26 protein-coding genes are annotated in these 22854 nt (G+C 70.5%); 7 read left to right on the top strand and 19 right to left on the bottom strand.

Annotated features, from left to right (window positions below):
- Positions 1-20: 20 nt before the first annotated feature.
- The gene (locus LXM50_RS05810) at positions 21-470 is read left to right on the top strand and encodes a hypothetical protein (protein ID WP_233310362.1); all 450 of its coding nucleotides are present in this window, start codon (positions 21-23) and stop codon (positions 468-470) included.
- 138 nt (positions 471-608) lie between these two features.
- A complete protein-coding gene (locus LXM50_RS05805) occupies positions 609-1811 on the top strand; it encodes a pyridoxal phosphate-dependent aminotransferase (RefSeq protein ID WP_233310361.1) in 1203 nt (400 codons plus the stop codon).
- A 149-nt stretch (positions 1812-1960) separates the two neighbouring features.
- Here the strand turns inward: LXM50_RS05805 and LXM50_RS05800 are convergent, their stop codons facing one another.
- The 12 genes from LXM50_RS05800 to paaA all read right to left on the bottom strand — a co-directional run bounded on the left by LXM50_RS05800 (position 1961) and on the right by paaA (position 11098).
- Complete coding sequence (locus LXM50_RS05800) at positions 1961-2359, bottom strand: VOC family protein (protein WP_233310360.1); 399 nt, start codon at positions 2357-2359, stop codon at positions 1961-1963.
- A gap of 28 nt (positions 2360-2387) precedes the next feature.
- Positions 2388-3308: an AEC family transporter gene (locus LXM50_RS18695; RefSeq protein ID WP_233310359.1), complete on the bottom strand. Its 921-nt coding sequence runs from the start codon at positions 3306-3308 to the stop codon at positions 2388-2390.
- Between the two features lie 9 nt (positions 3309-3317).
- Positions 3318-4454, bottom strand: a complete 1137-nt coding sequence (locus LXM50_RS05790; RefSeq protein ID WP_233310358.1) for a UDP-N-acetylmuramate dehydrogenase — start codon at positions 4452-4454, stop codon at positions 3318-3320.
- Between the two features lie 18 nt (positions 4455-4472).
- Complete coding sequence (locus LXM50_RS05785; RefSeq protein WP_233310357.1) at positions 4473-4874, bottom strand: MaoC/PaaZ C-terminal domain-containing protein; 402 nt, start codon at positions 4872-4874, stop codon at positions 4473-4475.
- The gene (locus tag LXM50_RS05780) at positions 4871-5341 is read right to left on the bottom strand and encodes a MaoC family dehydratase N-terminal domain-containing protein (RefSeq protein ID WP_233310356.1); all 471 of its coding nucleotides are present in this window, start codon (positions 5339-5341) and stop codon (positions 4871-4873) included. The genes LXM50_RS05785 and LXM50_RS05780 overlap by 4 nt, the downstream gene beginning before the upstream one ends.
- A 46-nt stretch (positions 5342-5387) precedes the next feature.
- Positions 5388-6170: a sulfite exporter TauE/SafE family protein gene (locus LXM50_RS05775; protein ID WP_233310443.1), complete on the bottom strand. Its 783-nt coding sequence runs from the start codon at positions 6168-6170 to the stop codon at positions 5388-5390.
- 211 nt (positions 6171-6381) lie between these two features.
- Entirely contained in the window at positions 6382-7155 is a 774-nt protein-coding gene (locus LXM50_RS05770) for an enoyl-CoA hydratase/isomerase family protein (RefSeq protein ID WP_233310355.1), read from the bottom strand.
- Between the two features lie 53 nt (positions 7156-7208).
- Entirely contained in the window at positions 7209-8324 is a 1116-nt protein-coding gene (gene paaE / locus LXM50_RS05765; RefSeq protein WP_374107808.1) for a 1,2-phenylacetyl-CoA epoxidase subunit PaaE, read from the bottom strand.
- A gap of 104 nt (positions 8325-8428) precedes the next feature.
- Positions 8429-8995, bottom strand: coding sequence for a 1,2-phenylacetyl-CoA epoxidase subunit PaaD (gene paaD / locus LXM50_RS05760; RefSeq protein WP_374107804.1), 567 nt, complete (start codon positions 8993-8995; stop codon positions 8429-8431).
- Complete coding sequence (gene paaC / locus LXM50_RS05755) at positions 8989-9831, bottom strand: 1,2-phenylacetyl-CoA epoxidase subunit PaaC (protein WP_233310352.1); 843 nt, start codon at positions 9829-9831, stop codon at positions 8989-8991. The genes paaD and paaC overlap by 7 nt, the downstream gene beginning before the upstream one ends.
- Complete coding sequence (gene paaB / locus LXM50_RS05750) at positions 9828-10133, bottom strand: 1,2-phenylacetyl-CoA epoxidase subunit PaaB (protein ID WP_233310351.1); 306 nt, start codon at positions 10131-10133, stop codon at positions 9828-9830. Before paaB ends, paaC begins: the two co-directional genes overlap by 4 nt.
- Entirely contained in the window at positions 10130-11098 is a 969-nt protein-coding gene (gene paaA, locus LXM50_RS05745) for a 1,2-phenylacetyl-CoA epoxidase subunit PaaA (RefSeq protein WP_233310350.1), read from the bottom strand. Before paaA ends, paaB begins: the two co-directional genes overlap by 4 nt.
- Before the next feature lie 136 nt (positions 11099-11234).
- Between paaA and paaI the strand changes: the two genes are divergently transcribed.
- Both paaI and paaK read left to right on the top strand, forming a co-directional pair.
- The gene (gene paaI / locus LXM50_RS05740; RefSeq protein WP_233310349.1) at positions 11235-11657 is read left to right on the top strand and encodes a hydroxyphenylacetyl-CoA thioesterase PaaI; all 423 of its coding nucleotides are present in this window, start codon (positions 11235-11237) and stop codon (positions 11655-11657) included.
- Positions 11654-12955: a phenylacetate--CoA ligase PaaK gene (gene paaK, locus LXM50_RS05735; RefSeq protein WP_233310348.1), complete on the top strand. Its 1302-nt coding sequence runs from the start codon at positions 11654-11656 to the stop codon at positions 12953-12955. Before paaI ends, paaK begins: the two co-directional genes overlap by 4 nt.
- A gap of 208 nt (positions 12956-13163) precedes the next feature.
- Here the strand turns inward: paaK and LXM50_RS05730 are convergent, their stop codons facing one another.
- The 5 genes from LXM50_RS05730 to LXM50_RS05710 form a co-directional block, all read right to left on the bottom strand.
- On the bottom strand, positions 13164-13472 hold the full coding sequence (locus tag LXM50_RS05730) for a GIY-YIG nuclease family protein (protein WP_233310347.1): 309 nt from the start codon (positions 13470-13472) through the stop codon (positions 13164-13166).
- A 237-nt stretch (positions 13473-13709) separates the two neighbouring features.
- Positions 13710-15767 carry a phenylacetic acid degradation bifunctional protein PaaZ gene (gene paaZ / locus LXM50_RS05725; protein ID WP_233310346.1) on the bottom strand — a complete coding sequence of 686 codons (2058 nt, stop codon included), beginning with the start codon at positions 15765-15767 and terminating at the stop codon, positions 13710-13712.
- 1 nt (position 15768) lies between these two features.
- Complete coding sequence (locus tag LXM50_RS05720) at positions 15769-16653, bottom strand: 3-hydroxyacyl-CoA dehydrogenase family protein (protein ID WP_233310345.1); 885 nt, start codon at positions 16651-16653, stop codon at positions 15769-15771.
- The gene (locus tag LXM50_RS05715; protein WP_233310344.1) at positions 16650-17405 is read right to left on the bottom strand and encodes an enoyl-CoA hydratase/isomerase family protein; all 756 of its coding nucleotides are present in this window, start codon (positions 17403-17405) and stop codon (positions 16650-16652) included. The genes LXM50_RS05720 and LXM50_RS05715 overlap by 4 nt, the downstream gene beginning before the upstream one ends.
- Positions 17405-18592 carry an acetyl-CoA C-acyltransferase gene (locus tag LXM50_RS05710; RefSeq protein ID WP_233310343.1) on the bottom strand — a complete coding sequence of 396 codons (1188 nt, stop codon included), beginning with the start codon at positions 18590-18592 and terminating at the stop codon, positions 17405-17407. Before LXM50_RS05710 ends, LXM50_RS05715 begins: the two co-directional genes overlap by 1 nt.
- 142 nt (positions 18593-18734) lie before the next feature.
- Here LXM50_RS05710 and LXM50_RS05705 point away from each other — a divergent pair, with 142 nt between their 5' ends.
- A complete protein-coding gene (locus LXM50_RS05705) occupies positions 18735-19406 on the top strand; it encodes a TetR/AcrR family transcriptional regulator (RefSeq protein WP_233310342.1) in 672 nt (223 codons plus the stop codon).
- Positions 19407-19485: 79 nt separating this feature from the next.
- On the opposite strand, the gene LXM50_RS05700 is transcribed toward LXM50_RS05705, so the two are convergent.
- The gene (locus LXM50_RS05700; RefSeq protein WP_233310341.1) at positions 19486-20127 is read right to left on the bottom strand and encodes an MIP/aquaporin family protein; all 642 of its coding nucleotides are present in this window, start codon (positions 20125-20127) and stop codon (positions 19486-19488) included.
- A 237-nt stretch (positions 20128-20364) separates the two neighbouring features.
- Between LXM50_RS05700 and LXM50_RS05695 the strand changes: the two genes are divergently transcribed.
- Positions 20365-20541, top strand: coding sequence for a hypothetical protein (locus LXM50_RS05695; protein ID WP_233310340.1), 177 nt, complete (start codon positions 20365-20367; stop codon positions 20539-20541).
- 54 nt (positions 20542-20595) lie between these two features.
- Here LXM50_RS05695 and LXM50_RS05690 read toward each other — a convergent pair whose 3' ends face one another.
- Positions 20596-21483 (bottom strand): alpha/beta hydrolase, encoded by an 888-nt coding sequence (locus LXM50_RS05690; RefSeq protein ID WP_233310339.1) that lies wholly within the window; start codon positions 21481-21483, stop codon positions 20596-20598.
- A gap of 135 nt (positions 21484-21618) precedes the next feature.
- Here LXM50_RS05690 and LXM50_RS05685 point away from each other — a divergent pair, with 135 nt between their 5' ends.
- Positions 21619-22842 (top strand): DNA polymerase domain-containing protein, encoded by a 1224-nt coding sequence (locus LXM50_RS05685; protein WP_233310338.1) that lies wholly within the window; start codon positions 21619-21621, stop codon positions 22840-22842.
- Positions 22843-22854 lie beyond the last annotated feature (12 nt).

The following is a 22854-nucleotide window of genomic DNA, read 5'->3' as shown; positions in this document are numbered from 1 at the left end:
CCCCCACCTACGCTGGGGGAATGACCGCTCCGATCGGCGCCCGCGCCCTCCTCGAGGATCTCGTGGACGAGTTCCTCCGCGACTACCCGCGCGGAGCGCGGCTGCTCGCGGTCGCCAGCCCCTCCGCGGAGCGCTCGGCCGCCTTCGCGGAAGGCCTCGCCGGCGTGCTGCACGCCCGGGGTCTCGAGGCGGCGGTCGTCGCGCAGGACGACCGGGACGTGCTCGCCCTGCGGTCCGACATCGTGGCGCCGTTCCGGGCCGCCGGGGCGGATGCGGTCGAGATCGTGTCCGGCACGAACGGTCTGCTCGCCGAGCGCGCCCGCGGGCTGTGGCACTTCTCGGTCTGGCTCATCGACGGCGACGAGGTCCCGCACACGGCGGCGACCGCGCTGGTCGATGTGACGGATCCGGCAGCGCCGACGCGGCGCCTGGCCGACTACTGCGCCGTCCCGCCGTCGTTCCTGACCTGAGCGGACCGAGTCCGCTTCCTCGGACGCTGACGAGCGCCGGAATCGGGATCCGGACCTGTTCGCCCTGACGGAGAACGACCCCGACCCTTTGTACGTCATGGCCATTTCTCCGCGCAGGCGCGCGAGTACGCTGGTGGCGTGACCGAACGCGCGCCTCTCTCCCGCAAACTCTCCGCCATCGCCGAGTCCGCCACGCTGAAGGTGGATGCCAAGGCCAAGGCCCTCAAGGCCGAGGGCAAGCCCGTCGTCTCGTACGCCGCGGGCGAGCCGGACTTCGCCACGCCGCAGTTCATCGTGGATGCGGCGGCAGAAGCACTCGCCAACCCGGCGAACTACCGCTACACCCCTGCCGCCGGCCTGCCCGAGCTGCGCGAGGCGATCGCCGCGAAGACGCTGCGCGACTCGGGCCTCGAAGTCTCGCCGAGCCAGGTCATCGTCACGAACGGCGGCAAGCAGTCCGTCTACCAGGCGTTCCAGGCCGTCGTGAACCCCGGCGATGAGGTGCTGTTGCCGGCGCCGTACTGGACGACCTACCCCGAGGCGATCCGCCTCGCAGACGGCGTGCCGGTCGAGGTCTTCGCCGGCGCGGACCAGGAGTACAAGGTCACCGTCGACCAGCTCGAGGCCGCACGCACCGACCGCACGACCGTGCTGGTGTTCGTGTCGCCGTCCAACCCGACCGGATCCGTCTACTCCCCCGAGGAGACCGCGGCGATCGCCGCCTGGGCGCTCGAGCACGGGATCTGGATCATCTCCGACGAGATCTACCAGAACCTCACCTACGAGGGGGTCAAGGCGACCTCCGTCGTCGAGGCGCTGCCCGAGGTCGCCGGTCAGACCATCCTGGTCAACGGCGTCGCGAAGACGTACGCCATGACCGGCTGGCGCGTGGGCTGGATGGTGGGTCCTGCCGACGCCATCAAGATCGCCGGAAACCTGCAGTCGCACCTCACCAGCAACGTGAACAACGTCGCGCAGCGCGCCGCGATCGCCGCCCTCAACGGCCCGCAGACCGAGGCCGAGCAGTTCCGCGAGGCGTTCGACCGCCGCCGCAAGCTGATCGTCTCGGAGTTGTCCAGGATCGACGGCCTCGTCGTGCCGAACCCGACCGGCGCCTTCTACGTGTACCCCGACGTGCAGGGCCTGCTCGGCCGCACCTGGGGCGGAGTGACTCCGACGACCTCGCTCGAGCTCGCCGACCTCATCCTCGACCAGGCCGAGGTCGCCGTTGTCCCCGGCGAGGCGTTCGGCCCCTCCGGCTACATCCGGATGTCGTACGCGCTCGGCGACGACCAGCTGCTCGAGGGCGTGCAGCGCCTGCAGCGGCTGTTCGCGTCCTGACCCGCGACGGACGTCCGCGGCGCACGCGGTCAGCCCGATTCACCTCCTCGCACCGTCTTCGCCCCCTCTGAGCAGCACGCCTCAGAGGGGGCGAAGACGTTCAGCGGGGGCGAAGACGTTCAGAGGGGGCGAAGACGCACGCGGGGCGCTCAGTCCTCGTAGCCGATGAGCCAGCGCACGCCGAAGCGATCCACGAGCGTGCCGTCGTGCGCACCCCACGGCCGCTCCTGCAGCGGATCGATCACTCGACCGCCGTCGCCGAGCTGCGCGAACCAGCGGGTGAGCGTCTCGGGATCCGCCGTGCCGAGCAGGGAGAAGTACATCCCGTTCATGTGCACCGCGTCCTCGTCCGGCGCGGCGTCGGCGGCGGCGAGCTCGACCGGGCCACGGACCAGCATGCCGTGCGCGATGGCATCCCCCGGGCCGTCCGCACGCCCGAACTCGGCGTAGGTGTGCATCACCGCTTCGCCGCCGAAGATCGCCTGGTAGAAGGGCAGCGCGTCGACGGCGGTGCCGGGGAACAGGATGTAGGGCACGAGTCCGGTCATCCTGCGAGCGTACGCCCCGGCGTCGACCTCAGCCGAGGAGCAGGACGGCACCGAGGAGCACGGGGACGCATCCGATCGTCGTGAGGAACACCGTGTCACGGGACGTCGCCTCGCCGACGCCGTAGCGCTGGGAGTAGTTGAACACGTTCTGCGCGGTCGGCAACGCCGCGAGCACGACCACGATCAGCACCGCGTGCGCCGACAGGCCGAACACGAACTGCGCCAGCAGCCAGGCGAGCACCGGCATGACCAGCAGCTTCAGGGTGCTCGCCAGCAGCACGTCCCTGCGGTGTCCGGCGGCGCCGAGCACGCGCTGCCCATGCAACGAGATGCCGTAGCTGATCAGCAGCACCGGAACGCAGGCGTTCGCGAGCAGGGTGATGGGCTCGATGACGATCGGGGGCAGCTCGATCCCGAGCACGGAGACCAGCGTGCCGAGCGCGGATCCCAGGATGATGGGGTTCGTCGCGGTGCGCACCACCGTGCGCCACACCGACGTGCGACCGGCGGTGACGGTGTCGAGGATGGTCAGCGAGATCGGCGTGAACACCAGGAGCTGCATGAGGATCACCGGCGCCGGATAGGCGGCGCTGCCGAGCAGGTAGAGGGACAGCGGGATCCCGATGTTGTTCGAGTTCACCTGCCCCGACGAGAGCGCACCGATCACGGTCTCGCCCACCGTCCGCTTCCAGACGACCCGTGAGATGAGCGCGTAGACCCCGATCACGACGGCGGCGGCGATCGCGGACACCGGCAGCAGGGCGGAGAAGAGCACGTGTGCATCGGCCTTGGCCAGCACGGAGAACAGCAGGAACGGCGACAGCACGAAGAACGTGAGCCGGCTCAGCACCTCGCGCGCATGCGCGCCGAGCAGGTCGATGCGACCGATCACGTACCCGACGAAGATCGCGAGGCCGACGACGGCGAAGCCGGTGAGGGTCGCGAGCACCCGTCGCGCCTAGAGTTCGACGTCGATGAGCACCGGCTCGGGCTGCAGCAGCAGACCGAACTCCGAATGCACGCGGTTCTGGATGAACCGGGCGAGCTCGGCGATCTCCCCCGCCGTCGCCCCGCCGCGGTTCGTGAGTGCGAGTGCGTGCTTGGTGGAGACCCCGGCGCGCGAACGCGGCAGCTTGAACCCCTTGCGGATGCCGGCGTGCTCGATGAGCCAGGCTGCGCTCACCTTCACGTCGCTCGGCGGTGCCTCGGGCTTGGGGGCCAGGCCGTAGTACGAGTCCAGCGGGATCACCGTGACCGTGTCGAGGTCGGGCGTCACCGGCCAGCGCGGGCACTCGGGCGGCAGCGTGCGTGCCGCAGCTTCGGAGACGATCGCGTTCTGGAAGAAGGATCCGGCGCCGTGCGTGTCCGGATCCGCCGGGTCGAAGAGCATGCCCTTGGCCGCGCGCGTGGAGAGGATCCGCTGCCGCAGCCAGGCCAGGGGCACCGGCTCGTCGGTCGTGAGCTGCAGTGCGCGGCGCAGCTGCTCGCCGCGCACCACGCGCCCGGCGTCGCCCGTGACGGCGAGGTCGAGCGTGACGGAGAGGATCACGGCGCGGCGCTCGGCGACGGATCCGTAGTGGTGCTTCAGCACCGACGTGCGGAAGCCGAGGCCGAGTTCGGACGCCGGGGTGACGACGACCTCGCCGGAGTGTTCGTCGAGCAGCTCCACCTCGACCAGCGTCTCCTGGATCTCCTGGCCGTACGCGCCGATGTTCTGCACGGGGGCCGCGCCCACGGTGCCGGGGATCCCCGACATCGCCTCGATGCCCGCGTAGCCGCGCTCGACGGCGTAGGCGACCAGCGCGTCCCAGTCGTGCCCGGCCTGCGCCCGCAGGCGGATCCGGCCGGGGTGCGGGGACGGGAGCTCCTCGATGCCGCTCGTGCGGATCCGGATCACGGTGCCATCGAAGGGCGCGTCTCCCGCGAAGAGGTTCGACCCGCCGCCGAGCACGAACCATGCGTCACCGCTCGCCCAGACGTCGCGCAGGACCGCGACGAGCTCGTCCTCGGTGGCGGCATCGATCATCCGCGCCGGTGCCGCGCCGGTCTGCAGGGTGGTCAGATCAGCGAGGCGCATCGGGTCGATCAGCGTCATCTTCAGAAGCCCGCCATGTCAGAGCGAGTCCGCCGCGACGCGCAGCTGTGCCTTGACGAGCACCGTGGTGTCGGCGAACTTGACCACGAGGTCGATCCGCACCGCGGTCTCGTCGATCGCGCCGACCTTGGCCGTGATCGCGACGTCGGCGCCGTGCTGCGGGTCGACCACGACCGGGCGGGCGAAGCGCACGCCGTAGTCCAGGACCCGCGCCGTGCCAGGGAGCGCGGCGATCGCGACGGACGAGGCGACGCCCATGGTGAGCATGCCGTGGGCGAGCACGCCGGGCAGGCCGACCTCGGCCGCGACGTCGTCGCGATAGTGGATCGGGTTGAAGTCTCCGGATGCGCCGGCGTAGCGCACGAGCGACTCGCGCGTGAGGTGCACGGTGCGCTCGGCGATGATGTCTCCGACGTTCACGCGGCGGCCTCCTCGTTCTCCGCAGGGGCGTCGCTCACGAGCAGCACCGATGTGGCGGTGACGACGTGCTCGCCCACGGCGTCGCGGATCTCGGCGTCGCTGGTGATCATCGCGGCGGGACCCATCGCACGGATCCCGGTGACCGTCAGCTGCGCCGTGAGCTCGCCGCCGGCCACGATGGGGCGCGTGTAGGCGAAGCGCTGCTCGGCGTGGATCGTGCGGGACAGCACGATCCCGGAGTCCTCCAGCCCCAGCAGCTGCTGCAGCGTGAGGTCCTGGATGACCATCGCGAAAGTGGGCGGAGCGACGACGTCGGCGAACCCGAGCGCCTGAGCCGCCTCGACGTCGGTGTGCTGCGGGGCGTCGGCGAACACGGCACGCGCGAACTCGCGCACCTTCTCACGACCGACGAGGTACGGGGCCGTCGGCGGGAACTCCCGGCCGACCAGTTCAGGATTCACGGGCACCTCTCGATCCTACCGAGCGGGGCCGATTACTCGCCGAGCGGGGCTCTCAGGCGCTGCGGGGCGTGCGGCCGCGGATCGCCTTCATCGCCATCTGCACCGCGATGAAGGCCAGGTACACCGCGAAGAGGACGTTGCCCACGAACGGATCGATGAGCGTGGCGAGCCAGGCGCCGAGCGCCGTCGTCGTGCACGCCGAGAGGCCGACGAGGGCCGCGGCGAGCAGGTCCACATTGTGGTTGCGCAGGTTGCCGATCGTGCCCGAGATGGCCGTCGGGATCATCATGAGCAGCGAGGTGCCCTTGGCGACGAGGTCGCTGGTGCCGAACGCCAGCATGAGCGCCGGCACGACGACGATTCCTCCGCCGACCCCGATCAGCCCGGCGAGGATGCCGGTGAACAGGCCCAGGACGAGCAGCAGCGGGCCGGTCACCCAGGTCAGCTCGAGCACCGCGCCCCGCGACGGGATGACCAGGAACAGGCTGACGATCACGACGACCAGGAAGCCGACGAAGCACCAGCGCAGCGCGGTCTGCGAGATCCGCGGCAGCAGGCGGGTGCCGATCTGCGCGCCGACGACGGATCCGACGGCGAGGATCAGCGCCGGTATCCACGCCACCGAATCATGGACGGCGTACGAGACGACGCCCACGAGGGCGGTGGGCACGATCGCGGCGAGCGACGTGCCCGCGCCCAGCCGCTGGTCGAAGGCGAGCAGCAGCACGAGCAGCGGGACGATCACCGTGCCGCCGCCGACCCCGAAGAGGCCGGAGAGGAGGCCCGCGGCGAGCCCGATCCCGATGAAGGACGCGTAGGCACGAGGCCCTCGCATCCGCTCGACGGCGCCCTCGACCACACCAGCTCCTGTCCGCCGTTCCCGGCGGAGCAGCACGTCCAGCGTAGTCCGGCCGGCCGCGGCCCCCTCGAATCAGCCGTCGCGATCTGCACAGGGTGCGACGATCAGCTCACGGATCCACGTCAACACATGTGCGGATCGTGACAGGGTGTGCGGATCGTGACGCGCCTGTCGCGACCGCAGAGGCTCAGTGCCCTTCGAAGAGCGGGGGCCGCTTCTCCTGGAACGCGGCGAAGCCCTCGCGGTAGTCGTCCGTGTCGCAGAGCGCCGCCTGAGCCGCGTTCTCCTGGCGCATGGACTGCCAGAGCCCCAGACGCTCGTCACGGAGAGCGGCGACGAGACGCTTGCTCGCCACGAACGCGGCCGTCGCACCCTGCGCGGCACGGGCGGCCGCGGCGCGCGTCGCCTCGAGCACGTCGTCGTCGGCGGGCAGCGCCTGCGAGAACAGCCCCGCGGCGACCGCCTCGGATCCGCTCATCAGACGACCGGTGTAGATCAGGTCGAGAGTGCGGTGCGCGCCGAGCCGCTCTACGAACAGCGCGTGACCGCCGGAGTCAAGGGTCGCGCCGAGGGCGGCGAACGGGGATCCGATCTTCGCCGCGTCGGCCACGTAGACGACATCCGTCGCAATGAGCAGGCCCAGGCCCACCCCGAGGCACGCGCCCTGCGCGGCCGCGAAGGTGGGTGCGGGGAACGCGGACATGCGCTGCAGCACAGGGGTGACGATGCCGTCGAGGTAGCCCAGCACGTCGTCGTCGCGCGGATCGACGCCGGAGATGTCGCGCCCCGCGCAGAACGCCCTGCCCTCGCCGGCCAGCACGAGGGCGCGCACCCCGGCGCGCTCCGCCTCCGCGTACGCGTCGCCGAGATCGCGCACCGCCTGCTCATCGAGCGCGTTGAGCTTGGCGGGATTGTTCAGCGTGATGTGCGCGACGGCTCCGTCGATCGCGAGGTCGATCATGGTTCCTCCTTGGTCCCTGAGCTTGTCGAAGGGGCTGGGCCGGACGGCGACGCTCAGACGTCGTAGTCGACGACGACGCGGTCCGTCGTGGGGTGGGACTGGCAGGTGAGCACGTAGCCGCGGTCGAGCTCGTCCTGCTCGAGCGCGTAGTTCTCCGTCATCGTGACGGATCCGTCGACGAGGCGTGCCCGGCATGTGCCGCACACGCCGCCCGCGCACGCGAACGGCACGTCGGGACGCACACGCAGCGCGGCGTTCAGGATCGACTCGTTCGCCGACACCGGGGTGTCCACGGAGCCGGACTGGCCGTCGAGGGTGAACTCGATCGTGCGCACGGGCTCGTCCTCGCGGACCTCGATCGGGCGGCCGGCCTCGGGACGCTCCTGCCCCGGCTCCCCCGTCGTGAACAGCTCGTAGCGCACGTGCGCGGACTCGACGCCGATGTCGGCGAGGGTGTCGCGGCAGAGCTGCACGAGATCGAACGGTCCGCACAGGAACCACTCGTCGACCGTCGCCGGCAGCACCAGCGCGTCGAGGATGCCGCGCAGGCGCTCCTCGTCGATGCGCCCCGACAGCAGGGGCGCCGAGCGCTGCTCACGGGTGAGCACGTGGTGCACCGCGAAGCGGGCCGGGTAGCGGTCCTTGAGGTCCGCGAGGTCGTCCAGGAACATCACGTCGGTCGCCCGGCGGTTCGTGTAGACGAGGGTGAAGCGGCTGCTCTCGGACCGGGCCAGTACGGTCGCGGCGAGCGCCATGAGCGGCGTGATGCCCGATCCCGCGGCGATGCCGACGACGTGCGCCTCGTCGAGCGCGGCGAGCGCGGAGGTGAAGGTGCCCTGCGGGCTCATCACGTCGATCCGGTCGCCCACGTGCAGTTCGCTCTGGGCCCACGTGGAGAAGCGGCCCCCGCGATCGCGCTTGATCGCGACGCTGACGGATCCGGGTGCCGGCGGACGGCAGAGGGAGTAGGAGCGCCGCACCTCGTGACCGCCGAGCTCGGCGCGCAGCGCGACGTGCTGCCCGGCGAGATAGTCGAACTCCCCCGCGAGCTCGTCCGGCACCGCGAACGTGACCTCGATCGCCTCATCGGTGAGCGGGCGCACCTCCTGCACGGCCAGCGTGTGGAAGCGGGTGCGCCTGCGGGGCGATGCCGACGCTCCTCCGACCACGCTGTTGAGAAGCGCTCCGGCGACCCGCTCGGTGGCCGCCTCTTCGACGGCGGGCGATGGGGTGCCCAGATGCCACAGCCTCTGGCTGCCGACGGGATGCGTCATCAGATCACCTTGAAGTGGTCGAAGGGCTCGAGGCACGCGCGGCACTCGTAGAGCGCCTTGCACGACGTCGACCCGAAGCGGGAGATCTCACGGGTGTCCAGGGACCCGCAGCGCGGGCAGCGCACGCCGAGGGCGATGCGCACCGGCCCCTGGGCCTGCCGGAGCGCGGCATGGCCGTTGGGAGGCGCGATGCCGTACTCGGTCAGCTTCCGCTTGCCCTCGTCGCTCATCCAGTCCGTCGTCCAGGCGGGCGCGAGCACGAGGCGCACCTCGACGCGGTCGAAACCCGCGCGGACGAGCGCGAGTTCGACGTCGTCGCGGATCGCGTCCATCGCGGGGCAGCCGCTGTACGTGGGGGTGATGTCCACGCGGATCCGGTCGCCGTCGACGGCGACGGCGCGCAGCACCCCGAGGTCCTCGATCGTCAGCACCGGCACCTCCGGATCCTTCACCGCGGCGGCGGCCTCCCAGGCACGGAGCCGCGTGTCGTCCCGGTCGCCCGCGACCGGTCCCTGAGCCCGTCGAAGGGCGCTCAACGTCCCCGAGGGGACCGCTCCGGTCACCATGTCGCCCCCGGGTGCCGACGGGCGAGCACCTGCATCTCGGACAGCAGGTGCCCGAGCGGGGTGGCGTGGGAGCCGTGGCGGCCGCCGGCGGCCGAGTCGAACCCCGCGGGGATCTCCAGCTCGGCTTCGGCGAAGACGGCGTCGATCACGGCTTCGAACCCGGACCGCAGCGATGAGGGGCGCACTGCGGCGTCGCCGAGGCGGTCGATCAGTTCATCGTCGCGGAAGAGCTCGGCGGCGTAGGGCCAGACGTCCGCGACGGCGCGGATGATCCTGGCCCGCGATTCCTCGGTGCCGCCGGCCAGGCGCAGCACCCACTGCACGGCGTGGTCACGGTGGTAGTCGACCTCCTTGACAGCCTTCTCGGCGATCGCGGCGAACGTCGGGTCGGTGCTGCCCCGCAGCGCCGAGTACAGCTCGAGCATGTACGTGCTGATGAGGAGCTGCCGCGCGATCGTCTGCGCGAAGTCGCCGTTCGGCTGCTCGACGAGCCAGCAGCTGCGGAACTCCGCCTCGTCGCGGAAGTACGCGAGGTCGTCCTCGCTGCGCCCGTCCCAGGATCCGGCGTAGCGCAGGAAGGATCTGGCGTGGCCGAGCAGGTCGAGCGCGATGTTGCCGAGCGCGACGTCCTCCTCCAGCTCGGGAGCGTAGGTGATCCACGCGCCGAGCTGCTGCGAGAGGATCAGCGCGTCGTCGCCGAGCCACAGCGCATACTCCGCGAGGTCTGCGGACGCGGCGCGCTCACCGGATCCGGCGAGCTCCTCGGCGAGCGCGAGCGCGTCCACCGAGACGTCGCCGTGCGGGTCGATCGCACCGTCCAGGTCGTGCGCGCTCACAGGTGCGGCACCCCCTCGGAGGCCGTGTAGTACACGGCGTGACGGTAGTTCTTGCCGGCGGGGCTCTCGAAGAACGCGCCCTTGTCGTCGGGGTCGCTCGTCGTGATCGCGTCGGCCGGGACGACCCACACCGACGTGCCCTCGTTACGACGGGTGTACAGGTCGCGGGCGTTGCGCAGCGCCATGTCGGCATCGGGCGCGTGCAGCGACCCGACATGCACATGGCTGAGCCCGCGGTTCGCGCGCACGAAGACCTCGAACATGGGCCAGGTCTCCTCAGGGGATGCGCCGGGGGTCGTCATGCGGCCACCTCCTGCCGCAGGGCCTGCTTGCGGGCGTACTCCGCGGCGGCCTCCCGCACCCACGCGCCCTCTTCGTGCGCGTCCCGGCGGCGCTGCAGCCGCTCGGCGTTGCACGGGCCGTTGCCGCGCACCACCTCGAAGAACTCGTCCCAGTCGATCTCGCCCATCGCGTACTGGCCTGTCTCCTCGTCGTAGCGGAGCTCGGGATCCGGCAGCGTCACGCCGAGGATCTCGGCCTGCGGCACCAGCATGCCGACGAAGCGCTGGCGCAGGTCGTCGTTCGAGAAGCGCTTGATCTTCCACTGCATGGACTGCGCCGAGTTCGGCGACTGGTCGTCGGGCGGGCCGAACATCGCGAGGGCCGGCCAGTACCAGCGGTTCACGGCGTCCTGCGCCATGGCACGCTGCTCCTCGGAGCCCTGCATGAGGGTGAGCAGGATCTCGAAGCCCTGACGCTGGTGGAAGGACTCCTCCTTGCAGATCCGCACCATCGCGCGCCCGTAGGGACCGTACGACGCGCGGCACAGCGGCACCTGGTTGCAGATCGCGGCGCCGTCGACGAGCCAGCCGATGGCGCCCATGTCCGCCCAGGTCGGGGTCGGGTAGTTGAAGATCGAGGAGTACTTCGCCTTGCCGTCGATGAGCTGCTGCATCATCTGGTCACGCGTGATGCCGAGCGTCTGCGCGGCGGAGTAGAGGTAGAGCCCGTGCCCTGCCTCGTCCTGCACCTTGGCCATCAGGATCGCCTTGCGCTTGAGGCTCGGAGCGCGGGTGATCCAGTTTCCCTCCGGCTGCATCCCGATGATCTCGGAGTGCCCGTGCTGGGAGATCTGCCGGATGAGCGTCTTGCGATACGCATCCGGCATCCAGTCGCGCGGCTCGATGCGCTGCTCGTTCTCGACGAGCTCGTCGAAGAGGGCCTGCGCGTCGAGGTCCAGAGCCTCGGCCACCGGTGGAACAGTCATCGTCGACTCCCTGTGCTGGTTCAACAGCGTGTGAATTACCTACCGTTCGTACAGTAATTATGGCACACTCGTAACGTTCGCAGAAGAACGGCTCTTCGCGAACCGGATCCACGCCCGTCCGTTCGAAGGAGAACCGATGACAGAGCCCGTCGCCGCACTTCGCCCGATGATGCGCCGCGATCGCGCGTCGACCGCTCTCGGCATGCGCGTGGAGGTGGACGAGCCGGGCCGCGCCGTCGTCTCGATGACCGTGCGCGACGACATGCTGAACGGGTTCGACATCACGCACGGCGGGCTGGTGTTCGCGCTGGCCGACACGACTTTCGCGATCGTCTGCAACGAGGACGAGCAGGTGACCGTCGCCGCAGGCGCGGACATCACGTTCCTGAAGTCCACTCGTGAGGGGCAGGTGCTCACCGCGACCGGCGTGCGCCGTGCGCGCAACGGCCGTACCGGCCTGTACGACATCACCGTGACCGACGAGACCGGCGATGTCGTCGCCGAGTTCCGCGGCCGCTCGATCACCACGAACCGTCCTTTCCCGAAGGAGAACGCATGACCGAGATCGCGACGGATCGGACCTCGAACGCCGACGCCGCACTGCTGGATCCGGATCAGCTGCGCGCGCTGCAGCTCGAGCGCCTGCGGTGGTCCGTGCGCCACGCGTATGAGAACGTGCCGTTCTACCGGCTGGCATTCCAGAGGGCCGGGGTCCACCCCGATGACGTCCGCAGCCTGGCCGACATCGCGCGCCTCCCGTTCACCACCAAGGACGACCTGCGCGAGTACTACCCGTTCGGGATGTTCGCCGTGCCGATGGCCGATGTGCGCCGCATCCATGCATCCTCCGGCACCACCGGCCGCCCGACCGTGGTCGGCTACACCCAGGCCGATCTGGACAACTGGGCCGACCTCATCGCCCGGTCGCTGAGCGCCGCCGGAGTTCAGCCCGGGTGGAAGGTGCACAACGCCTACGGCTACGGCCTGTTCACCGGCGGCCTGGGGGCGCACGCCGGCATCGAGCGTCTCGGTGCGACCGTGATCCCGATGTCGGGCGGGCAGACCGCCAAGCAGGTGCAGCTCCTCCGCGACTTCGAGCCCGATGCGATCATGTGCACCCCGACCTACCTGCTCACGATCGCGGATGCGATGGAGGAGGCGGGGATCGATCCGCGCTCCACCTCGCTCAAGGTGGGAATCCTCGGTGCCGAGCCATGGACCAACGAGATGCGCCACCAGATCGAGCAGCGCCTGAACATCGACGCGGTCGACATCTACGGTCTCAGCGAGGTCATGGGTCCCGGCGTCGCGATGGAGGCGGCCGCCACCAAGGACGGTCCGCACATCTGGGAGGACCATTTCCTGCCGGAGATCATCGATCCCTCCACCGGCGAGCCCGTGCCCGACGGCGAACCGGGCGAGCTCGTGTTCACGTCGCTCACGAAGCAGGCGTTCCCGGTGATCCGCTACCGCACCAGGGATCTGACCCTGCTGCTGCCCGGATCCGCCTATCCCGCGATGCGGCGGATGGAGAAGATCACCGGCCGCGACGACGACATGATCATCCTGCGCGGAGTGAACCTCTTCCCGACGCAGATCGAGGAGATCGCGCTCGGCATCGAGACCCTCACGCCGCACTTCATCCTGGAGCTCACCCGCCAAGGCCACCTCGATGCGCTGAAGGTGCGGATCGAGCGGCACCCGGACGTCGATCTCGCGACCTGCCTGGCCGCGGCCGAGGTGCTGAAGCTGCGCATCAAGACGTCGATCGGCACGTCGGTGGACGTGCAGGTCGAGGAGCCCGGATCCCTCCCCCGCAGCGAGGGCAAGTACAAGCGCCTCTACGATCTGCGCTGAGCAGCCGCCCGCCTCGGGCCCGTTGAGCGAGGACGCGCTTGCGCGACCGAGACGAAACGCAGCGCCTCCAGATGGACGTTGAGCGAGCACCGCCGCAGGCGGAGCGAGACGAAACGCCGCACCCTCGCGAGTGCACCGTTCATCTCGGTCGGCTTCGCCGTCCTCACTCAACGACCCCGGGGATGGTGGCCGCGCACGGCGTTCTCGCTCAACGACCCCAGGGAGGGAGAGGGATCCGGCGTGTGTTCGCGCTCCAGCCGCGGATCGCATCGAGCCCGCCCGCGATGAAGGCAGCGCGCTTTGCATGACTCCAGCCCTGGATCCGCTTCTCCCAGGCGAAGGCCTCGTCGACTCGTTCGCACTCGAGATGCCACACCAGCGTGACAGGCAGCCGCCTGCGCGTATAGGCCGCGCCCTCGCCCGCCACGTGCTGGGCCAGCCTTCGCTCGAGATCGTTCGTGCTGCCGGCATAGAAGGTGCCGTCGTTGCACCGCAGGATGTACGCGTAGCCCCTCATGCACCGGACGATAGCGATGGCGACGGACGTTGATCTGCTCGCACCGAATTCGTTGAGCGAGCATCGACACTTCGACTCGGTTCGCCCGCTCAGTGCGGGTCTCCGCGAGAAGCGAGACGAAACGCGGTGACCTCGCGAGAGCACCGCGTTTCGTCTCGGTCGGCTCCGCCGTCCTCGCTCAACGACCCCGAAAACACGCGACTCCGCCGTCCTCGCTCAACGGCGCCGGAGAGGGCGTCAAACCACGGGCGCGAGCTCCTTCTCCACGAGCGTCAGCACGTCGTAGGTCGCCACGATCTCGTCGCGCTGGTTGTGGATCACCGCGTCCCAGCGCACCTCGCCGTACTCGTCGGTCTCGCGCGGGGTGATCTGCTTCGCGGTCAGGGTGACCCGGATCGCATCGCCCGGCTTCACCGGGGTCACGAAGCGCAGGTTCTCCAGCCCGTAGTTGGCGAGCACGGGCCCCGGCTCGGGCGAGACGAACAACCCGGCCGCCCACGACACCAGCAGGTAGCCGTGCGCGACCCTCCCTCCGAAGAACGGGTTCGCCTCGGCGGCCTCCTCGTCCATGTGCGCGTAGAAGGTGTCGCCCGTCGAGTGCGCGAACGCCTCGATGTCCTCGAGTGAGAGCGGGCGCAGCCCCGACTCGACCTGGTCGCCCAGCCGCAGCTCGGCCAGCGACTTGCGGAACGGGTGCACCGCGCGGTCGGTGCCGGCGCCGGTGTGCCAGACGCCCGTGATCGCGGTGAGGATCTCCGGGGTGCCCTGGATCGCGGTGCGCTGCATGAAGTGACGGACCGCGCGCATGCCGCCGAGCTCCTCGCCACCGCCCGCCCGTCCCGGTCCGCCGTGCACGAGGTGCGGCACGGGCGAGCCGTGCCCGGTCGACGTGCGCGCGTCGTCACGGTTGAGGAAGAGCACGCGGCCGTTGTACGCCGCGATGCGGGTGAGCAGCTCGGTCGCGACCGCCGGGTCCTTCGTCGCGACGGAGGTGACGAGGGATCCCCCGCCGCGCCCGACGAGTTCGGCGGCTTCGGCGACGGTCGAGTACCCGAGCACGCTCGAGACCGGGCCGAACGCCTCGACCTCGTGCACGGCGGGGGCGGCCGTGTCCGCGAAGCCGACGAGCATCGGAGCCACGAACGCGCCCTCGGGCGCGGGGCCGGTGCTGCCGTCGGCGTGCACCACGGACGGCGCGTCCGTCGAGCCCATCAGCAGCTCGCCGCCGGCCTCGCGCAGCGCGGCGACCTGGCGCAGCACCTCGTCGCGCTGCGCGGTCGAGACGAGGGGCCCCATCGTGACCGACTCGGCATGCGGGTCGCCGATCACGACGCGTTCGGCGATCTTCGCCTGCAGGGCGGCGACGAGCGGATCCACGAGCGACGTCGGGACGATCGCGCGTCGGATCGCGGTGCATTTCTGTCCCGCCTTCGTGGTGAGCTCGATCATGAGCTGCTTCACGTAGGCGTCGAACTCCGGCGTGTCCGGAGTGGCGTCGGGGCCCAGGACCGAGGCGTTGATCGAGTCGGTCTCGCTCGTGAAGCGCACCCCATCGGCCGTCTGGGCACGCAGCCCCGCCGCGGTCGTGGCGCTGCCGGTGAAGGCGACGAGATCGCCGAGGTGGAGCAGGTCGAAGATCCCCGGGAGGGATCCGCTGACCAGCTGCAGGGATCCGTCAGGCAACAGTCCCGAATCGACGAGGATCCGCACCCACGCCTCCGCGACATAGCCCGTGGGAGTCGCAGGCTTCACGATCGAGGGCACACCCGCGAGGAACGCCGGGGCGAACTTCTCCAGCGCACCCCACATCGGGAAGTTGAACGCGTTGATCTGAACGGCGACGCCGGGCAGGCGCGTGTAGACATGGCGGCCGAGGAAGGATCCGTCCTTGGAGAGCGGCTCGACCGGGCCGTCCAGGAGGACGGTCGCGTTCGGCAGCTCGCGGCGGCCCTTCGACGAGTACGTGAACAGCACGCCGATGCCGCCGTCCACGTCGGCGTAGGAGTCGCGGACCGTGGATCCGCTGCGCTTGGAGAGTTCGTACAACTCCTCCTTGTGCTCCGTGAGCACCACGGCCATCTGCTTGAGCAGCATCGCGCGCTGGTGGAAGGTGAGCGCGCCGAGGCTCCGCTGCCCCACCGTGCGCGCGTAGTCCACGGCACCGGCGAGATCGATGCCCGCGGAGTCGACCCGTACGATCTCGGCGCCGGTGGACGCGTCGCGGACGATCGTGCCTCCGTCCGAGTCGGACGTCCACCAGGCTCCCTGCAGATAGCTGGGCAGCAGCTCCGTCATGTCATTCGCTCCATTCGTAGAACCCGCGGCCGGTCTTGCGGCCCAGGTGTCCGTCGGCGACCAGGTCGCGCAGCAGCTGCGGCGGCGCGAACCGCGCGCCGAGCTTGGCCTCCAGCTCTTCGGCGATCCCGAGGCGCACATCGAGCCCGACGATGTCGGTGGTGCGCAGCGGCCCGGTGGGATGCCGGTAGCCGAGCTCCATCGCCGCGTCGATGTCGGCGGCGGTCGCCACGCCCTCCTCGAGCATCCGGATCGCCTCCAGCGCGAGGGCCACGCCGAGTCGGCTCGACGCGAAGCCGGGCGCATCCGCGACGACGACCGCGGTCTTGTCGAGCGCCGCGACCCAGCCGCGGGCCTCGTCGACGAGCTCCTGATCGGTGGTGCCGCCGACGACCACCTCGACGAGCGCCGAGGCGGGCACGGGGTTGAAGAAGTGCAGGCCCAGGAAGCGCTCGGGGTGCGCGAGCTCCGCGCCGAGATCGTCGATCGAGATCGAGGACGTGTTGGAGGCGATCGCGGTGCGCGGCTCGACCACCGCCTCGATCCGGCGCAGGCTCTCGACCTTGAGCAGCCGGTCCTCCGGCACCGCCTCGATGACGAGTCCCGCATCGGCGAACGCAGCAGCATCGGTGCTCGTCTCGAGCGCGCTCTCGAGCGCGGCGATCGTGCGGTCGGTGCTGCCGCGCTCGACGGAGCGCCGCAGGCTGGTGCGGACCCGCTCCCCCGCTGCGGCCGCCGCAGCCTCGTCCTGCTCGACCACGACGACCTGGGATCCGGCGAGCAGGAACGCATGCGCGATACCGGCGCCCATCCGTCCGCCGCCCAGCACGCCGACCCGTTCGGGGGCTGCCGCCGGCTCGTGCGCGGGGAGTTCCTGACCGCTCATCGGCGGTTCCTCCGTTCCAGGAAGGCGGTCATCCGCCGATGCTTCTCGGGGCTCTCGAACAGCTCGGCCTGCAGCTCCAACTCGATCTCCGGATGCCGGTCGGGCGGGGCGAGGAGCGCCGTCTTGGTGTGCCGCGTGGCGAGCGGATCGTTCGCAGCGATGCGGTCGGCGACCGCATGCGCCGCCGCGAGCAGATCCTCCGACTCGTGCAGCGACGACAGCAGACCCCAGGCGAGCGCTTCCTCCGCCGTGAGCTGACGCCCGGTGAACAGCAGTTCGGCCGCGCGCGCCTCGCCGACGATCTGCGGCAATCGCCAGGTCGCCCCGGCTGCGGCGATGATGCCGAGCCCGGTCTCCGGATTGCCGATGCGGGTGGACGGGGTGCCGAGGCGGATGTCCGCGGCGTATGCGAGCTCCGCGCCGCCGCCCAGGGCATAGCCGTCGACCGCGGCGATCACGGGCATCGGCAGCCGGCGGATGCGCTGGAACGCCGTCGTGTTGATGCCGGCTCGCGCGTCCTGCGCCCGGCGGTCGCGCAGCTGGGCGATATCGGCCCCGGAGGCGAAGATCCCACCGGATCCGATGAGGATCAGGATCCGCGGCTCCTGCTCGAGCTCGGCGCAGAGGGCGTGCAGTTCGTCGATCATGGCCTGATCGATCGCGTTGCGGGTCTCGGGCCGGTCCAGGGTCGCCGTGACGCGGCTCTCGGAGCACTCGATGCGCAGGCGCCGACCCGCCGGTGCGTCGGTCATCACACACGCTCCACGATCATCGCCGTGCCCTGACCGACGCCGACGCACATCGTCGCCAGGCCGTACCGGGCGCCCTCGCGCTCCATCCGGCCGAGCAGCGTGATCAGGATCCGGCTGCCGCTGGATCCCAGCGGGTGGCCGAGTGCGATGGCGCCGCCGTCCGCGTTCACGATCTCGGGGTCGAGCCCGAGCCGGCGCATCGAGGCGAGCGACTGCGTGGCGAACGCCTCGTTGAGCTCGACCGCACCGAGGTCCGACGCGGTGAGCCCCGCCTTCGCCAGCGCCTTCTCGGTCGCGGGGACCGGCCCCAGCCCCATGATCTCCGGGGCGAGCGCGGCCGACGCCGAGGCCACGATGCGCGCCCTCGGCGTGAGACCGTGCCGATCCACCGCGGCGGATCCGGCGACGACGATCGCGGAGGCGCCGTCGTTGAGCGAGGAGGCGTTGCCCGCGGTGACCACGCTGCCGCCGGCGACCACGGGCCGCAGCCCCGCCAGCACCTCGAGCGTGGTGTCCCGGCGCGGGCCCTCGTCGGTGTCGACGAGCCCGCCGCGCGGCGTGGGCACCGCCACGATCTCGGGAGCGAGGCGGCCGGCGTCGATCGCGGCGATCGCACGCTGGTGGCTGCGCAGGGCGAAGGCGTCCGCATCCTCCCGGGTGATGCCGTCGAGGCGCGCGACCTCCTCCGCGGTCTCGGGCATGGAGAACGTGGCCTTGTCGCGTGCGGCCAGGCGCGGGTTCGTGAACCGCCAGCCGATCGAGGTGTCGAAGGCCTCGCCGGGCTTCGCCCATGCTCGCTCCGGCTTGGACTGCACCCAGGGGGCGCGCGTCATCGACTCCACGCCGCCGGCGATCATCACGTCGGCGTCGCCCGCGCGGATCGCCTGCGCGGCCAGCGCGACGGCCGTCATCCCGGAGGCGCAGAGCCGGTTCACCGTGAAGGCCGGCAGCGCGTCGGGCAGGCCGGCGAGCAGCACCGCCATGCGCGCGACGTTGCGGTTGTCCTCCCCCGCCTGGTTCGCGGATCCGAGGATCACCTCATCGAAGGCGTCGTCGGGAACGCCGGCGCGCTGCGCGGCCTCGCGGATCACGAGCGCGGCCAGGTCGTCGGGGCGAACACCGGCGAGAACACCGCCGTAGCGTCCGACCGGCGTGCGCGCACCGCCGATGAGGTAGGCCTCCGACATGCTCGTCCTCCCGGGGTCGTCGTCGACAGGGTGCGTCGGTCGGGATCAGACTGTTTCCCGACCGATCGTTCAGTAAAAGGATGGCAGACGGATCCCGGGCGGGCAAGTCCGCCGGCGAGGCCGATGAGGGAGAATGATGCGAATGAGCACCGGATCCGCGCACGCCGCCGAGGAATCGGGCGTCGCCGACGCGTCCGACGGCGCCCTCGCCGAGCACGCCGCCCCCCGCGCGCGGCGCGGACGCCCCGGCTACGACCGCGCACAGGTGCTCGAGATCGCCGTGCGCCTCTTCAACGAGCAGGGGTACGACGCCACGAGCGTGTCGTCACTGGCGACCGAGCTCGGGCTCAGCAAGGCCGCGCTGTACCACCACTTCACCTCGAAGGAGCAGATCCTCGAGATCGCCCTCGACGACGCGCTCGGGGGGCTGGAGTCGGTGCTCGACGGAGCCCTGGCCGACGAGGGCACGGCCGCGACGCGGCTGGTGACGGTGATCGCAGGCGCCGTGCGCGTGCTCACCAGCAGGCTGCCGCAGGTGACGCTGCTGCTGCGCGTGCACGGCAACAGCGAGATCGAGCGGGCCGCTCTCGAGCGCCGCCGCATCTTCGATCAGCGCGTCGCGCACCTCGTCGGACAGGCGCAGCAGGAGGGCGCGCTGCGTCGCGACATCCGCCCCTCGGTGACGACCCGGCTCATGTTCGGCATGATCAACTCGATCATCGAGTGGTACCGCCCCGCGCACACGTCGCTCACCCCCGAGGAACTCGTCGACGACGTCACCCGCGTGATCTTCGACGGCCTCCGCGCGCGCTGACGGCGACCCGCACACCGGCCCCGGACAGCAGAACGCCCCGCGCTCGACCGAGCACGGGGCGTTCCGGAAGGGGCGCGCGTCAGGCAGCGGCCTTCTTGTCGTTGCTGCTGAGCACGCGGAACAGGACCGCGGCGATCGCGGCGCCGACCAGCGGGGCCACGATGTACAGCCACAGGTTGCTCCAGGCGAACTGGCCGCTGATGGAGAGGCCGAGCGCGACGGCGGGGTTGAAGCCGCCGCCCGAGATGCCGCCGACCGAGACGGCGCCGACGAAGACCGTGCCACCGATGGCCAGACCGTAGAAGGAGTTGTTGTCGTTGTCCTTCGAGGTGGCGACGTTCAGCACGACCCAGACCAGGGCGAGGGTGAACAGCGCCTCGACCAGGAAGGCCGGGCCGACCTGGATCTCGGTCGCCTTGTCGGCGTGCGGCCAGACCGCGAAGCTCGCGAGAGCAGCGAGCGCGCCGCCGACGAACTGGGCGACGATGTACGCGACGAAGTCCGTGACGCCGATGGCGCCGCGGATGAGAGCGCCGAACGACACGGCGGGGTTGAGGTGGGCGCCGGAGATGTGACCCGCGGCGTAGACGAGAACAGTCAGCGCGAGGCCGATCGCCAGCGGCGTCAGCGGGCTCTTGCTGTTGACCGCGCCGATGATGCTGAACACGAAGAGGAACGTCGAGATCGCCTCAGCGAGCGCCTTTCCAGCAGTACCAGTCATTTCGAATGCCTTTTCTGTCAGGTCGAGGGTGAGGGCGGAATCTCCCGCACGCCGGCCGGCGCACCCTGGATTGCCGAGCCAGAATACCGGGTTCCTGTCAATCGGCTGGGAACCGACGCAACAATCGGTCGGATCCAGGAGGAAAACTCTTGACCCTCGAGCCGGATCATCCTATTCTTTCATTATTCGATAGATCAATTCCACTATTCGGAATACAGAGTGAGAGAAGAGGCGATGATGCCCCAGACCCCCGACACGCAGAACCACCGCCCCGAGCGCCAGGGCGACGTCGCACGACGCGCGGCGATCTACCCGCTCATCGACGTCGACCCCGACTTCCACATCCCGGCCCGCCGCGAGGGCGCACTCACCAAGATGCTCGTCGCGCTGCGGATCCTGCCGCAGGCCTCCTGACACGGAAACGGTGCGCGACCGCGGGACTCCGCGTTCGCGCACCGTTCGACACCGTCAGCCTCGCGCGTCCAGCACCTCGCGCAGACGGGCGGCGATCCCCGCCGGGTCGCTGGGGTACCCCGGCTGCTCGGTGAAACCACCATGGTTGCTCGGGAAGGCGGTCGCCTCGATCCCGAGTGCCGCCGCGACCGACCGCGCCGCGCGGGCGGGCATCGTCTCGCCGGATTCGACGCCGAAGGCGATCACGAGGCGCTCACCGAGATCCTGCAGCGCGGCGATCTCCGGGAGGTAGGCGAGCGTCGCCGGCATATTGCGGAAGAGCGGATCCGTCCGGCTGCCGTCGTCCTCCGTCGGCAGTCCGAACATCGAAGGGTCGGGCGCAGGGCCGTCGAGGTAGCCGTCGGGTACAGCGCCGTCGAGCATCACGAACTGGATGAACTTCGCCAGCGCCGGACCGCTCCCCTCCGCCGCGAAGGTGCGCTTCATGTCGGCCGTCACCGCGAGCACGGCGTCGCGGTCGGGCAGGAAGTCGGCCACGGGAGGCTCGTGCACGACCGCGACGCGGACATCGTCGGGGTTCAGGGCGAGCAGGGCGAGCAGGTTCACGCCGCCTCCACTGCTGCCGAACGCGTCGACCGGGCCGACGCGCAGCGCGTCGATCACGCGATGCAGGTCGGCGGCGTGCCGCTGCACCGTGATGTCCGAGGTGCCGACCGGGTTGCGCCCGGCGCCGCGCGGGTCGTAGGTGATCACGGGGCGGTCGTCGAAGTGAGAGGCGAGGATCTGGAATCCGGTCGCGTCCATCGGCGCGCCGAACAGGAACAGCGCCGGCCGTTCGACGGTCGCCGTGGCGAGATCGCCATGGATGTCGTACGTGATCACGTCATCGCCCTCGCCGACCGTCCGGGTGACGACGGTCCGTGCTGCACTGCTGTCCGACATGCTGTCTCCTCCAGACTAAATACAACTGATTGGTTGTAGATTACGGTGCGGTGAGGAGATCCGCAAGAGCACGTCGCCGCGCACGGTATCGCCGGTCCCCTCGCCGCGGCGGCGCTCACGATCTAACGTGGATCCATGGCAGGCAGAGCCGAGACCTTCCTCGAGATCGACGGCGCCGAGGTGCGCGTGTCCCACCCCGACAAAATCGTCTTCCCGCGGGCGGGACTGACCAAGCTCGACCTCGTCGAGTACTACCTCGCGGTGGCGGACGGCGCGCTGCGCGGAGCCGGCGGGCGCCCCATGGTGCTGAAGCGGTTCGTGAAGGGCATCGACGCCGAGCCGTTCTTCCAGAAGAGGGTTCCCGAGCACCCCGGCTACATCGGCACGGCGGTGCTGCGCTACGCGTCCGGCAACTCCGCCGAGGAGGCGGTCCTCACCGATGCCGCGGGGCTCGCCTGGATCGTCAACCTCGGGTGCCTCGACCTCAACCCGCACGCCGTGCGCGCCGCCGATCTCGAGCACCCCGACGAACTGCGGGTGGATCTGGATCCGATGCCCGGCGTCGAATGGTCGCAGATCGTCGACACGGCCTTCGTCGTGCGCGAGGTGCTCGACGACTGCGGCCTGGTCGGCTGGCCGAAGACCAGCGGATCCCGCGGCATGCACATCCTGGTCCGGATCCGGCCCGAATGGGATTTCGCCGCTGTGCGCCTCGCCGCCGAGACGCTGGCACGCGAGGTGGAGGCCAGGGCGCCCGGGCTCGCGACCGCGCGCTGGTGGAAGGAGGAGCGCGGCGAGAGCGTGTTCGTCGACTTCAACCAGAACGCGAAGGACCGCACCGTCGCCTCCGCGTACTCCATCCGGCCGCTGCCTGATGCCCGTGTGTCGACACCGCTCGCCTGGGACGAGGTGCGCTGGCGCCGCCCCGAGGAGTTCACGGTGCCGACCGTGCGCACCCGCTTCGCCGAGATCGGCGACCCGCATCAGGGCATCGACGACGCAGCGGGGTCGCTGTCCGCGCTGCTCGCGCTGGCCGAGAAACTGGGCCCCTCCGAGAAGCCACCGCGCGGATCCGACGGATCCGGACGCCGGGCCTCGACGATGCCGCTCATCGAGATCGCGCGCACGAAGACGAAGCCGGAGGCGCTCGCGGCGCTCGAGCAGTGGCGCGGGACGCATCCGTCCGTCGCGGCGCTGCTGCATCCGGCCGACGTCCTCGTCGACGGGATGCGCGGGTCGAGCTCGCTCTGGTACCGCGTGCGCGTCAACCTGCAGCACGTGCCCGAGGACCAGCGCCCCGCACAGGGACCGCTGCTCGCCGACTACGACCCCTGGGCCGGGAAGAGCTGGCCGGGCTGACGGGCGCGGCCG

The organism is Microbacterium sp. Au-Mic1 (genome assembly GCF_021341785.1).
Lineage (GTDB): Bacteria > Actinomycetota > Actinomycetes > Actinomycetales > Microbacteriaceae > Microbacterium.
Note: the sequence above shows the minus strand (reverse complement) of the source record. Positions and strands in the feature narration are given on the sequence as shown.

Bases quoted from the DNA above. Each gene is read 5' to 3' on its own strand.
- LXM50_RS05775 (WP_233310443.1), bottom strand. From the start codon at position 6,170: ATGCGAGGGCCTCGTGCCTACGCGTCCTTCATCGGGATCGGGCTCGCC.
- LXM50_RS05710 (WP_233310343.1), bottom strand. From the start codon at position 18,592: ATGTCGGAGGCCTACCTCATCGGCGGTGCGCGCACGCCGGTCGGACGC.
- LXM50_RS05715 (WP_233310344.1), bottom strand. From the start codon at position 17,405: ATGACCGACGCACCGGCGGGTCGGCGCCTGCGCATCGAGTGCTCCGAG.
- paaD (WP_374107804.1), bottom strand. From the start codon at position 8,995: ATGGTGACCGGAGCGGTCCCCTCGGGGACGTTGAGCGCCCTTCGACGG.
- LXM50_RS05770 (WP_233310355.1), bottom strand. From the start codon at position 7,155: ATGATCGACCTCGCGATCGACGGAGCCGTCGCGCACATCACGCTGAAC.
- paaA (WP_233310350.1), bottom strand. From the start codon at position 11,098: ATGACTGTTCCACCGGTGGCCGAGGCTCTGGACCTCGACGCGCAGGCC.
- LXM50_RS05730 (WP_233310347.1), bottom strand. From the start codon at position 13,472: ATGAGGGGCTACGCGTACATCCTGCGGTGCAACGACGGCACCTTCTAT.
- LXM50_RS05690 (WP_233310339.1), bottom strand. From the start codon at position 21,483: ATGTCGGACAGCAGTGCAGCACGGACCGTCGTCACCCGGACGGTCGGC.
- LXM50_RS05800 (WP_233310360.1), bottom strand. From the start codon at position 2,359: ATGACCGGACTCGTGCCCTACATCCTGTTCCCCGGCACCGCCGTCGAC.
- paaB (WP_233310351.1), bottom strand. From the start codon at position 10,133: ATGACGACCCCCGGCGCATCCCCTGAGGAGACCTGGCCCATGTTCGAG.
- LXM50_RS05790 (WP_233310358.1), bottom strand. From the start codon at position 4,454: ATGACGCTGATCGACCCGATGCGCCTCGCTGATCTGACCACCCTGCAG.
- LXM50_RS05810 (WP_233310362.1), top strand. From the start codon at position 21: ATGACCGCTCCGATCGGCGCCCGCGCCCTCCTCGAGGATCTCGTGGAC.
- LXM50_RS05720 (WP_233310345.1), bottom strand. From the start codon at position 16,653: ATGAGCGGTCAGGAACTCCCCGCGCACGAGCCGGCGGCAGCCCCCGAA.
- paaK (WP_233310348.1), top strand. From the start codon at position 11,654: ATGACCGAGATCGCGACGGATCGGACCTCGAACGCCGACGCCGCACTG.
- paaI (WP_233310349.1), top strand. From the start codon at position 11,235: ATGACAGAGCCCGTCGCCGCACTTCGCCCGATGATGCGCCGCGATCGC.
- LXM50_RS05695 (WP_233310340.1), top strand. From the start codon at position 20,365: ATGCCCCAGACCCCCGACACGCAGAACCACCGCCCCGAGCGCCAGGGC.
- LXM50_RS05700 (WP_233310341.1), bottom strand. From the start codon at position 20,127: ATGACTGGTACTGCTGGAAAGGCGCTCGCTGAGGCGATCTCGACGTTC.
- LXM50_RS05705 (WP_233310342.1), top strand. From the start codon at position 18,735: ATGAGCACCGGATCCGCGCACGCCGCCGAGGAATCGGGCGTCGCCGAC.
- LXM50_RS05685 (WP_233310338.1), top strand. From the start codon at position 21,619: ATGGCAGGCAGAGCCGAGACCTTCCTCGAGATCGACGGCGCCGAGGTG.
- paaZ (WP_233310346.1), bottom strand. From the start codon at position 15,767: ATGACGGAGCTGCTGCCCAGCTATCTGCAGGGAGCCTGGTGGACGTCC.